Here is a 12,065-nt window from a genome sequence, read left to right on the forward strand (position 1 = left end):
CGCAGCCGCGACGGTAGCCAACCCCCTTCGCCTGAGGGCGGTAGGGGCGTGAACCCACCCCTTCGCCTGAGGGAACCAGGGGGCCGTGAACACACCCGCTGACCCGTTACGTCAACGGCATTGGAGACCGCCCATGGGCCATGCAGGTATCAGCGTTCGCACGCCTGCCACGAGTGCAAACCTCGGGCCGGGGTTCGACGCGCTGGGGTTGGCGCTGGGCCTGTACGACGACATCGAGGTCCGCACGCGCTCCGACGGGCGGACCGTGGTTACGGTCGAGGGCGAGGGTGCCGGTGTCGTCCCCCTGGACGGTTCGCACCTGGTGGTGCGGGCCATGCGCGCGGCGTTCGACGCCGCCGGCGTCCCCATGCCGGGGATCGACCTGCACTGCACGAACCGGATCCCGCACGCGCGGGGGCTGGGGTCGTCGTCCTCGGCGATCGTCGCGGGGGTCGGCGCGGCGCTGGGCCTGCTGAGTGGGGACGGCGAGGCCGTCGACCGCGACCGGGTCTACCGGTTGGCGGCCGACATCGAGGGCCATCCCGACAATGTCGCCCCGTGCGTCTACGGGGGGTTCACCGTCGCGTGGGCCGCTGCGGGCGGCGAGTGGCGCGCGCTGTCGATGGACCCGTCGCCGCGGCTGCGGCCGGTGGTGTGCGTCCCCGACGCGGAGCTGTCCACCGAACTCGCGCGGGGGCTGCTGCCGAAGTCGGTCGCCCATAGCGACGCGGCGTTCACGGCGGGGCGCGCCGCCCTGCTGGCCGCGGCCGTTTCCGGCCATCCTGAACTGTTGCTCGACGCCACCGAGGACCGGCTGCACGAGGCGTACCGTGCGCCCGCCATGCCCGGGAGTGCGGCGCTCATCAAAGAACTGCGCGTCGAATCGCGGCTACCCGCGGTCGTGTCCGGGGCGGGTCCGACGGTGCTCGTGCTGGCTTGTGCGCCGGGCGAAGACCCCGGCGGACCGGCCTCGATCCCAGGCCAGGCCGAGGGTTCCGCGGAAATCGATGGGACGGCGGCGGATTCGATCGCGCGGCGAGCGGGTAGTGGTTGGCACATACGCCCCTTAAGAATCGATCTGGCCGGGGTGTATATCAGTTCTCCCCGTTCATAGAGCTGTGTCGAGGAATAGCTGTGGGCCCCGGTGATGTTAGTGTTGGAGGTAGCACCAGATGCCCCAGTGCGGGGCGTGTGCTCATCCGCCACAGTGTCAGCCAGGTCTTCCACCCGAATGATCGTCGGTTCGAGTGATGCGCACGGTTGCCGCTGTGTCGAGTTCACGGTTCACCTGTGGCTCCGCCTTCCCCAGCGATCTCATCGGTTCCTCGTATGGGAACGACAGGATGGTCCACGGGCAGCACCAATCGAGCCCATAGTCCCCACGTCTGGCTGTACCCACATGCCCGCCGCGATTCGGTAGGAGTCCGATCTTCGGACCCCTGAGCATTGCCGGTGAGGCAAGCCCGACCCGGCATTGTCCGGATCGCAATACCGGGCTGGCCGTACACGAAACGCTGTCGGCCTCAGCCCGCTCCTTGGGAAGGACCCTTAGTGAGCGACACCACCGAACTCCACGCGGACGCCGAATCCGCGCCCGCAGCGGACAAGGGCTCCGCTGGACGGGCGCGCAGCCGCTCCGGCGGCACCGGCCTTGCGGCGCAGACGCTCCGCGAACTCCAACGGGTCGCGTCGGATCTCGGTATCTCTGGCACCGGGCGGATGCGCAAGAGCGATGTCATCGCCGCCATCGAGGCGAAGACGCAGGGCGGCGGCGGCAAGTCGTCCGGCCCGTCCGCCGCGAAGCCGCCGAAGGCGCCGGAGCAGCCTGAGGCCCCCGGCAAGGCCGACTCCGCCGAGGCCGCCGGCCGCGGCGCCGGGAGCCAGGCCCCGGCCGGCGCGCCCGACCAGGCCGAGCGTTCCGAGAAGTCCGGCCGCGGCAACCGCCGCTCGTCGCGCAGACGCGGCGACGACGACGCGAACACGACCACAGCCGACAGGCGCCCGGCGGCCGACGGCACCGACTCCACTACCTCCACGAGCAGCGTGACGAAGACATCCAGCACCTCGCAGACCAGCGGCTCGGACACGCAGTCCGGCCAGAGCAACGGCCAGAGCGGCCAGGGCAACCAGGGCGGGGGTCGGGAGCGCCAGCGCAACCGGCGCAACCGCAACCGCGATGACAACAGCGGCGGCGGGGGCGGCGGCTCCGAGCAGCAGCAGTCCCAGGGCGGGGGCCAGGGCAACCGCGGCAACCGCGACAACAGCGACGACGACGAGTTCGGCAGCGGCCGCCGCAGGGGCCGCAGGCGCGACCGCCGCGAGCGGCGCGGCGGGCGCAACGAGCGCCAAGAGCCCGAGCCCGTCATCAGTGACGACGACGTCCTGCTGCCGGTCGCCGGGATCCTGGACATCCTCGACAACTACGCGTTCGTGCGCACCACCGGCTACCTGCCCGGCGCCAACGACGTCTACGTCTCGCTGGCCCAGGTCCGCAAGAACGGCCTCCGCAAGGGCGACGCCATCACCGGGGCGGTGCGCCAGCCGCGCGACGGCGAGCGCAAGGAGAAGTTCAACGCCCTGGTGCGCCTCGACACCGTCAACGGCATGGCGCCCGACCAGGCCCGCAACCGCGCCGACTTCTCCAAGCTGGTGCCGCTGTACCCGCAGGAGCGGCTGCGCCTCGAGACCGACCCCGGCATCCTCACCACGCGGATCATCGACCTGATCACGCCCATCGGCAAGGGGCAGCGCGGCCTGATCGTCTCGCCGCCGAAGGCCGGCAAGACGATGGTGCTCCAGACGATCGCCAACGCGATCACGGAGAACAACCCCGAGTGCCACCTCATGGTCGTGCTGGTCGACGAACGGCCCGAAGAGGTCACCGACATGCAGCGCACGGTCAAGGGCGAGGTCATCCATTCGACCTTCGACCGGCCGGCCGACGACCACACGACCGTCGCCGAGCTCGCCATCGAGCGCGCCAAGCGGCTGGTCGAGATGGGCCTCGACGTCGTGGTGCTGCTCGACAACATCACCCGGCTCGGCCGCGCCTACAACCTCGCCGCACCGGCGAGCGGGCGCATCCTGTCCGGCGGTGTCGACTCCACCGCGCTGTACCCGCCGAAGCGGTTCTTCGGCGCGGCGCGCAACATCGAGAACGGCGGCTCGCTGACCATCCTCGCCGCGGCGCTGGTCGAGACCGGCTCCCGCATGGACGAGGTGATCTTCGAGGAGTTCAAGGGCACCGGCAACATGGAGCTGAAGCTCAACCGCTCCCTCGCCGACAAGCGCATCTTCCCCGCTGTGGACGTCGACGCCTCCAGCACCCGCAAGGAGGAGATCCTCATGGCGGGCGACGAACTGGGCATCGTCTGGAAGCTGCGCAGGGTGCTGCACGCCCTCGACACCCAGCAGGCGCTGGAGCTGCTCTTGGAGAAGATGAAGGAGACCAAGAGCAACGCCGAGTTCCTGTTGCAGATCCAGAAGACCACGGTGGGTCCGAACGACCACTGACCCGGCCCTGCCACAGGTGCCGTAGCGGCTTCTGCGAGCGGCCCTTCCCCGTACGGCGGGGGAGGGCCGCTCGGCTGTGCGGCTCCGGATGGCACGTACGGCACCGCGCGTCCCGTCCGGAGCCGCGTTGTATCTGTTTCCGGACACCGGATCACAGTTGTGTCGTCGTTCACACGGGCCCCTTTACCCGCTCCGGCCTCTCTGCTTATCGTGCTGCGGACCGCACCTGACGAGATTCCCCGTCCGCGGCGCGCAGCGCGTCCCTCGGGGCCGGAAAGGACGCCGGATGGGGAACCTCGCCGTACTCAGCCTGCTCGCCTTGGCGCCCATCCTGGTCGTCGGAGTGCTCCTTGTGGGGTTGCGCTGGCCGGCGAAGTACGCGATGCCGATCGGCTACGTCGTGGTGGTCGTCATCGCGGTGTCCGTGTGGCAGGCCGAGTGGGCCGCCATCGCCGCTTCCACCATCCAGGGGCTGATCCTCGCGGTAGGGCTGCTCTACATCATCTTCGGGGCGCTGCTGCTGCTCGCGACCCTGACCCAGAGCGGCGCCATCCAGACCATCCGGTCGACCTTCACCGACATCAGCCCCGACCGCAGGGTGCAGGCGGTCATCATCGGCTGGCTGTTCGGCAGCTTCATCGAAGGGGCGTCGGGATTCGGCACCCCCGCCGCCGTCGTCGCCCCGTTGATGCTGGCCTTGGGGTTCCCCGCCATGGCGGCGGTGATGGTGGGCCTGGTCATCCAGAGCACCCCGGTGAGCTTCGGTGCGGTCGGCACCCCCATCCTCGTGGGCGTCAACGACGGCCTCGCCGGGTCCGCCGACGTCGCGGCGCGCGCCGATGTCCTGGGCACCGATGTCGCCGGCCTGGTCGACATTGTCGGCATGCAGACCGTGCTGATGCACGCTGTCACCGGCACCCTGATCCCGGTCTTCCTGTGCTGCCTGCTCTGCGGTTTCTACGGCGGCCGCCGCGGGTTCGGCGAAGGGCTCGCCGTGTGGCCGTTCGCGCTGTTCTCGGCCCTGGCGATGGTGCTGCCGTCGGTGTTCTTCAACATCGTGGTCGGCGTGGAGTTCACCTCGCTGCTGGGTGGGCTCACGGGACTGCTCATCGTGGTGTTCGCGGCCCGCCGCGGCTTCCTGCTGCCCAAGACCACCTGGGACTTCCCGCCGCGCTCGTCGTGGCCCGAGCGCTGGAGCGGCAATCTCACCCCTGGCAATGGTGAGACCGAGGTCGCGGCCGAGCGCCGGATGGGGATCGTCCGCGCATGGCTGCCGTACCTGCTGGTCGCGGCGATCCTGGTGGCCACCCGCGTCATCCCGCAGGTGAAGGGGTGGCTGGAAGGCGTGGAGCTGGGGGTGACCGACCTGTTCGGCACCGGCATCGGGGACGGCGTGGCGGTCCTGTACTCGCCCGGAGCCGTTTTCCTGCTGGTCTGCCTGATCACCTATGCCGTTCAGCGGATGTCGCGGCAGCAGGTCGTCGCGTCGTGGAAGCTCGCCGGCGGCCAGCTCGCGGGAGCGGCGGTCGCCCTGCTGTTCGCGGTCCCGCTGGTGCGGGTCTTCATCAACACCGGTGCCGACTTCGGCGCGACCGACTTGGAGAGCATGCCGCTCACCCTGGCCGAAGGCGCCGCCGGGGTCGCGGGCGGATCATGGCCGCTGTTCGCCCCGTGGATCGGTGCGCTCGGCGCGTTCGTCGCCGGCAGCAACACCGTCTCCAATCTGATGTTCTCGCTCTTCCAGTTCTCTACGGGCGAACAGATCGGGGTGCCGCCCGAAACAGTGGTCGCTGTGCAGGCCGTCGGCGGAGCCGCCGGGAACATGGTGACCGTGCACAACGTCGTCGCCGCTTCGGCCGTCGTCGGACTGGTGGGGCGCGAGGGCGACCTCATCCGCCAGAGCGCCATCCCGCTCGTCTACTACCTGCTCATGGCCGGTTCACTGGCGTATCTGTCCGTCTACGGATTCGGACTGAACTTTGGGACCGGTCTGCTCATCGCATTGGTGGCAGGGCTCGTCGCACTCGCGGTGGGCCTGCGGAGGTCGGAACGGGCCGCGAAGGGCTGAACCGGGCCCGCGGGGCCGCGTGACACCGGGTGTTTCGCGGGTTGAGTCGCGAGCAACTGCGCCGGGGCGGTAGAACTGTAGAACGGCGTGCGGCCACCGGGCGCCTTCTGTGCTTCGCGGTGTGCGTGCCCCCCTCTGCGCCCGCATTCGGTGGTGACCTCCGTCACGCCGGATCACCGTTCCCGCCTGTCCTGCCCCTGCGGCCGTCGACGGCCGACGTGGTGCTCCGCGGGGTCTGCCACAATTCTCAAGATTTATCGGAGATGGGATGACGCGTTGAGAGACGGCCGGTTTGTACGCCAAATCCTCCGTTCCGTGTTCCGATCCCCGTCCGGCCGGGGGGCGCCGCTCATCTTCGTGAGCGCGGCAGTGGCGATCGCGGCGGTGCTCGCGCTGACCGTCGTCCTGGTGACCCGCCCGGCCGATGACGGCTCGCGGGACACGCCGCCGAAGCAGGTCGCCGGCAACGACACCGCGCCGCCGCCTCCGCGGCTCACGGCGGAGGAGCGCCTGCGCATGCAGCGGGCCCTCAACAACGTCGTGACGGACGGGTCGAGCGGCGCGGTCGCCGAGCTCGTCGAGACCAACCCCGGCGGGTCGGACGTCTGGAACGGGGTGGCGGGGGTCGCCCAGCGCGGCAGGAACGTCCCGGTCGACCCAGGGGCGCACTTCCGCATCGCGAGCCTGTCGAAGCCGTTCGCGTCGGCCGTCCTGCTGCAACTGGTCGGCGAGGGGAAGGCCGACCTGGACGACCCCGTCGACCAGCACCTGCCCGGGGTGCTGGAGCACGGCGGCGACACCATCACCCTGCGCATGCTCCTCAGCCACACCAGCGGCCTCTTCAGCTACAACCGCGACATGCCCAGCGTCCTGTCGGACCGCGACCGCGTGTGGCGCCCGGAGGAGCTGGTGGCCGTCGCGAACCGGCACGAGCCCGTGTTCGAGCCGGGCACCGACGTCGCCTACTCCAACACCAACTACGTCCTCGTGGGCATGGTCATCGAGGCCCTCACCGGCCGGCCGTACAGCACGGAGATCGAGAACCGGATCCTCAAGCCGCTCGACCTCACCGAGACGTCCATCCCCGACGACCCGGTGATGCCCGACCCCGCGCTGCACGCCTACCTGGCCGTGCCCCCGTCGTCCGGCATGGCGCCGCAGCCGCTCGACATCACCGAGTTCAACCCGAGCCGGTGGTTCGGCACCGCGCAGATCGTCTCCACGGTCAGCGACATCAACACGTTCTACGCCGCTCTGTTCGGCGGGCAGGTGCTCGACCAGCCGATGCTGAAGGAGATGCAGACCGTCGTCGCCATCGACTCCCAGGGCGTCGGCTACGGGCTCGGCCCCAAGCACTACACGCTCACCTGCGGGGTGAAGGTCTGGATGCACTCGGGCAACATCCCGGGCTTCCGCAACTGGAGCGTGCACAGCAAGGAGCGGCACTTCACCATGTTCCAGGCGCGGTACCAGAAGAACCCCGACCCGCCGGCGTGGGAGATCATCGAGACGGCGATGTGCCCGGCCGACGCGCCGAAGGAGCCCGAACCCTCGCCGAGCGACTTCCCGAGCGAACCCGTCACGGGACCCGAGCACGACCGCGGGCGCTCCTGAGCGCTGCGGGAACAACCACCGGTCGGTTCTGGTTGGAAGGTCTGGCAAACTGGTATATCGACCGCCGCGGTACCGGTTCGCGCATGCCCACCATCGCATCCCCTCTCGGGGTGTCCGAGTGCGCGCGCAACTCCATCGCCCGCCACTCGAAGCGTGCGTCCGGCGACCGCCCATAGCGAGGAGATCCACGTGAAGGCCGAGATCCACCCCGAGTATGTCGTCACCAAGGTGACCTGCAACTGCGGGAACGAGTTCACCACGCGCAGCACGGTCGCGTCCGGCGCCATCCGCGCCGACCTGTGCTCCGCCTGCCACCCGTTCTACACGGGCAAGCAGAAGATCCTGGACACCGGCGGCCGGGTCGCCCGCTTCGAGAAGCGTTTCGGCAAGCGCCAGTAGCGCCGGCCCGCCGCGGCGCCGGTGCGCGGGTCCCCGCGCGCCGGCGCCGCGGCACTGGGCGGCACTTCGGGCATCGGCGGGACGCATTCGACGAAAGAGCGGCGAGACGTGAAGCTGGACGACCTCCTCGGCGAGTACTACGAGCTGGAGCAGCAGCTCGCCGATCCCGCTGTGCACGCCGACCCGTCGCTCGCCCGCCGGCTGGGGCGCCGCTACTCCCAGCTCACCCCGATCATCGCCGCCTACCGGGAGCTCATGCGGGTCGAGAGCGACATCGAGACCGCCAAGGAGCTCGCGGCCGAGGACCCCGCCTTCGCCGAGGAGGCCGAGGAGCTCACCGGGCGCGCGGCAGAGCTCACCGAGCGGCTGCGCACCCTGCTGATCCCGCGCGACCCCAACGACGACAAGGACCTCATCCTCGAGGTCAAGGCCGGCGAGGGCGGCGAGGAGTCCGCGCTGTTCGCCGCCGACCTCGTCCGCATGTACCTGCGCTACGCCGAGAAGCGCTCCTGGAAGACCGAGGTCATCGACGCCACCCACTCCGACCTGGGCGGGTACAAGGACATCACCATCGCCTTCAAGAACCGGGGCGCGCCCGAGCCCGGCACGGGCGTGTGGCCGCAGCTGAAGTTCGAGGGCGGCGTCCACCGGGTGCAGCGCGTGCCGGTCACCGAGTCGCAGGGCCGCATCCACACCTCCGCCGTCGGCGTCCTGGTGGTGCCCGAGGCCGAAGAGGTCGACGTCGAGATCCACGAGAACGAGCTCCGCGTCGACGTGTACCGCTCCTCGGGGCCCGGCGGGCAGAGCGTCAACACCACCGACTCCGCTGTCCGCATCACGCACCTGCCCACCGGCATCGTCGTCTCGTGCCAGAACGAGAAGAGCCAGTTGCAGAACAAGGAGTCGGCGCTGCGCGTCCTGCGCGCCCGGCTGCTCGCAGAGGCGCAGGCCAGCGCCGACGCCGAGGCGCAGGCCGAGCGGAAGAGCCAGGTGCGCACGGTCGACCGCTCCGAGCGCGTCCGCACCTACAACTACCCCGAGAACCGGATCTCCGACCACCGGGTGAACTTCAAGGCGTACAACCTCGACCAGGTCCTCAACGGAGAGCTTGACGCCGTCCTCCAGGCGCTCATCGACGCCGACACCAAGGAGAGGCTGGAAGCAGCCCAGTAATGAACTTCCTGCTGGATGAGGTGGCGCGCGCGACGCTGCGGCTGGCCGAGGCCGGTGTCGCCGCACCGCGCACGGACGCGGAAGAGCTCGCGGCCTTCGTCCACGGCGTGCGCAGGGGAGAGCTGCACAGTGTCGCCGACGCCGACTTCGACGCCCTGTACTGGGAGTGCGTCGCACGGCGGGCGGCGCGCGAACCGCTCCAGCACATCACCGGCCGCGCGTACTTCCGCTACCTGGAGCTGCGGGTGGGGCCTGGCGTCTTCGTACCGCGCCCCGAAACCGAGATCATGGTCGACTGGGCCATCGGCACACTGCGTGCCATGGACGTCGCCGACCCGCTCGTCGTGGACCTCGGCGCGGGCTCCGGCGCCATCGCCATCTCCATCGCGCAGGAGGTGCCGCGCTCGCAGGTGCACACGGTCGAGGTCGACGCCGGGGCGCTGGCCTGGGCCCGGCACAACATCGAGGCGTGCGGGCACGCCGACCGGGTCACCGCGCACCACGCCGACATGCGCACCGCGCTGCCCGAGTTCGACGGCCGGGTCGACCTGCTGATCAGCAACCCGCCCTATGTCCCCACCGCCGACTCCGCCGTCATCCCGCCCGAGGTCAGCGGCTACGACCCGCCGCTCGCGCTGTGGTCGGGCGCCGACGGCCTCGACATGATCCGCGAGCTGGAGCACGTCGGGCGGCGGCTGCTGCGTCCCGGCGGCGCCCTCGCCGTGGAGCACGGCGACGACCAGGGCATCGACATCCCCGCCCTGTTCCCCGAGGAACTCGGCTGGCGCGACGTCCGCAACATGAAGGACCTCGCGCGCCGCGACCGCTTCGTGGTCGTACGCCGCGCCGACGACTGAACGGCGCCAGGGGCCGTCCCGCGTGGCTCTGATGGGCGGCGGTCGGGCCGTCCGCGCCGCGCCGAGCGGGGAGACTCCGGGCCGGTCGGTCCCGCCGCGGGTGTAGAACGGGTGGGGATCCAGCCGATATCGAGGGGTGAACGCGCGTGAGCCGCAGCTACGACTGCGCCGATGACGACCAGCGCAAGGAGGGTGTCGCCGACGCGGCCTCCACTGTGCGCCGCGGCGAACTGGTGGTCCTGCCCACCGACACCGTGTACGGCATCGGCGCCGACGCGTTCAGTCCCCCCGCCGTCACCGCGCTGCGCACCGCCAAGGGGCGCGGCCGCGACATGCCGGCGCCGGTCCTGGTGGGGTCGGTGCGCGCGGCCCAGGCCCTCATCGAGGACCTCGGTTCGCACGGCCAGGACCTCATCGAGGAGTTCTGGCCGGGGCCCCTCACCATCGTGTGCGCCGCGACCCCGAGCCTCTCGTGGGACCTCGGCGACACCAAGGGGACGGTCGCGGTGCGCATGCCCATGCACCCGATCGCGCTCGAACTCCTCAAGGAGACCGGCCCCATGGCCGTGAGCAGCGCCAACCTCACCGGCAACGCACCGGCCACGACAGCGGCCGACGCCGCCGAGCAACTCGGCGACTCCGTCGCCGTCTACCTCGACGGCGGCCCCTGCGCCGACGAGGTCCCCTCGACCATCGTCGACCTGACCTACGCCGTGCCGCGCGTGCTGCGCATCGGCGCCATCCCCATCGAGCGGCTGCGCTCGGTGTGCGGGACGGTCATCGGCGTCTCGGGCCCCCGCTCCAAGAAGAGCACCCCCGCCGAGGAGGCCGACGCCGACACAGAGGCGGAGAGCACCACTGCCGCGGACAGCACGGGGCAGAAGGCCGACGCCGCCGACAGCGCGGAGCGGTCGGCGACCGGCGGCAGCGGCCCGGCGACTGAGGGCGCGGAGCAGGCCGCCACCGGTGACAGCGGAGCGGCGTCGGCAGCGTCGGCAGAGGCCGCCGCTGCGCCGACCGCCGCGGAATCCGGTGTCGGCACCGCTGCGGACGACGTGGACACGGCGGCTGCCGCGGCGGCATCCGACCGCCCCGCGAGCGCCACTGAGTCGGCCGCTGCGGCGCCCGACACCGCTCCGGACGACGCCGCGGCCACCGCCGCTGCCGCGGCGGCATCCGACCGCCCTACGAGCGTCGGTGAACCGACCCCAGCCGAGTCCGGCGCCAACGGTTCCGCACACTCCTCGGTGAAATCCGATCATGGGGGAACCGCCGCCGAGCGCGCCGCGTCAGACAGCGCGGAGAAAACGGACGACGACGTCGCACGCTAGGCCCGCGCGCCTCCCGCGGCCCGTCGTCCGCCCGCGTCGGTCCGCGGCTCTCGCCGACCGCGCGCAGCCCGGGTCCGAGTGCGAGGCGTGTGATGGTGCTGAAGACGGCGGTCGGTACAGTGATCGCCTCATTCCTGCTGGTGGCGGCCGCGGGGTGTGGCGGTGCAGGCGGTTCCGCCGGGGACGAGCGGTCGGCGCCCGCCGCCTCGGCCGACCAGTGGCGGCCGAAAGCCGAGCTTCCGGCCGACGTCCGGGTGCTGGTCCGCGGCGGGCCGGTGGACCGCGGCGGCTTTGACTACGAGGGTGCGGCGCGCGGTGTGCTGGAGCTCCAAGCGGTCCTGGCGCGTGCGGAGTACGAGCGTGACGGTCCCGGCGCCGTCCTCGCGCTGGCGGCGCCCGGCAGCCCGGCCGCCGACCTGCTGGAGTCGCGGGTCGAGGACGCCAAGGCGGCGGCGAGCGTGCCCGCGGGCACGTACGTGCTGCGGGGTTTCGAGGTGAGCGGGTACGCGGCGGACCTGCTCCAGATCGACGTCTGCGTCGACCAGAGCGACGTCCGGCTGCGCCCGGCCGACGGCGGACCGGCGGAACGGCGCCCCGATCCGGCCGAGGACGTCCTCTGGGCAGGGTTCACCATGCGCCCGGACGCCAAGGGCGCGTGGCGCGCGGCCGAGATCCAACTGACCCCGGTCGGCACCGACCCCTCGCACCACTGCACGGAGTAGCACCCCCGCCCGCACCTGCGGGAGGTGGGGGGTAAGGCCACCGCAGCGGAGGCACGCGGGGGTCTGGCTGCCGTCGCGGTTGCGAAGCACCCGGCGGCACGAAGCACCACGCTGCACTATTGGCACCAGAGCCCAGGCACCCAGCAGCAGGGCGTGGGGTCGCGCGATGATTCGCTTGTCAGAAGGCGTCGGGACGAGCGGAGCACCGCGATGGGCCCTCTCCAGCAAGCCCGGGTACCGTACGCGGCCGTCCCGTGGCCGGGGTCTGGCGGTCGAGGCGGGCCGTGGTGTTTCGTGCCGCCGCTGCTTGGCTGTGGTGGCGGTTCTCGTTCTCGTGGTGATGGTCGTTCCCGTCGACGTTGCGGTCTTCGCGTCATCGGGGGCCACC

8 protein-coding genes and 1 pseudogene are annotated in these 12,065 nt (G+C 71.2%); all 9 read left to right on the forward strand.

Annotation, left to right across the window (positions count from 1 at the left end; translation table 11 throughout):
- Window positions 1–133: 133 nt before the first annotated feature.
- The 9 genes and pseudogenes from thrB (at window position 134) to CLV63_RS26940 (ending at window position 11,677) form a co-directional block, all read left to right on the forward strand.
- Window positions 134–1,114 carry a homoserine kinase gene (gene thrB, locus CLV63_RS26900; RefSeq protein ID WP_211301492.1) on the forward strand — a complete coding sequence of 327 codons (981 nt, stop codon included), beginning with the start codon at window positions 134–136 and terminating at the stop codon, window positions 1,112–1,114.
- Window positions 1,115–1,551: 437 nt separating this feature from the next.
- Window positions 1,552–3,513, forward strand: coding sequence for a transcription termination factor Rho (gene rho, locus CLV63_RS26905; RefSeq protein ID WP_106586020.1), 1,962 nt, complete (start codon window positions 1,552–1,554; stop codon window positions 3,511–3,513).
- A 286-nt stretch (window positions 3,514–3,799) separates the two neighbouring features.
- Complete coding sequence (locus CLV63_RS26910; RefSeq protein ID WP_106586021.1) at window positions 3,800–5,581, forward strand: L-lactate permease; 1,782 nt, start codon at window positions 3,800–3,802, stop codon at window positions 5,579–5,581.
- A gap of 315 nt (window positions 5,582–5,896) precedes the next feature.
- Entirely contained in the window at window positions 5,897–7,195 is a 1,299-nt protein-coding gene (locus CLV63_RS26915; protein ID WP_245929084.1) for a serine hydrolase domain-containing protein, read from the forward strand.
- Window positions 7,196–7,384: 189 nt separating this feature from the next.
- Window positions 7,385–7,594 carry a 50S ribosomal protein L31 gene (rpmE, locus tag CLV63_RS26920; RefSeq protein ID WP_106586022.1) on the forward strand — a complete coding sequence of 70 codons (210 nt, stop codon included), beginning with the start codon at window positions 7,385–7,387 and terminating at the stop codon, window positions 7,592–7,594.
- A gap of 108 nt (window positions 7,595–7,702) precedes the next feature.
- A complete protein-coding gene (prfA, locus tag CLV63_RS26925; protein ID WP_106586023.1) occupies window positions 7,703–8,767 on the forward strand; it encodes a peptide chain release factor 1 in 1,065 nt (354 codons plus the stop codon).
- Window positions 8,767–9,624, forward strand: coding sequence for a peptide chain release factor N(5)-glutamine methyltransferase (gene prmC, locus CLV63_RS26930; RefSeq protein WP_106586024.1), 858 nt, complete (start codon window positions 8,767–8,769; stop codon window positions 9,622–9,624). The genes prfA and prmC overlap by 1 nt, the downstream gene beginning before the upstream one ends.
- A gap of 146 nt (window positions 9,625–9,770) precedes the next feature.
- Window positions 9,771–10,493, forward strand: a pseudogene (locus tag CLV63_RS26935) (L-threonylcarbamoyladenylate synthase); the annotation flags it as partial.
- A 554-nt stretch (window positions 10,494–11,047) separates the two neighbouring features.
- Window positions 11,048–11,677 (forward strand): hypothetical protein, encoded by a 630-nt coding sequence (locus CLV63_RS26940; protein ID WP_106586025.1) that lies wholly within the window; start codon window positions 11,048–11,050, stop codon window positions 11,675–11,677.
- The last annotated feature ends 388 nt before the right edge of the window (window positions 11,678–12,065 follow it).

The sequence above is a fragment of the Murinocardiopsis flavida genome (assembly GCF_003014485.1).
Classification (GTDB): Bacteria; Actinomycetota; Actinomycetes; order Streptosporangiales; family Streptosporangiaceae; genus Murinocardiopsis; species Murinocardiopsis flavida.

Bases quoted from the DNA above. Each gene is read 5' to 3' on its own strand.
- thrB (WP_211301492.1), top strand. From the start codon at position 134: ATGGGCCATGCAGGTATCAGCGTTCGCACGCCTGCCACGAGTGCAAAC.
- CLV63_RS26910 (WP_106586021.1), top strand. From the start codon at position 3,800: ATGGGGAACCTCGCCGTACTCAGCCTGCTCGCCTTGGCGCCCATCCTG.
- prmC (WP_106586024.1), top strand. From the start codon at position 8,767: ATGAACTTCCTGCTGGATGAGGTGGCGCGCGCGACGCTGCGGCTGGCC.
- CLV63_RS26940 (WP_106586025.1), top strand. From the start codon at position 11,048: ATGGTGCTGAAGACGGCGGTCGGTACAGTGATCGCCTCATTCCTGCTG.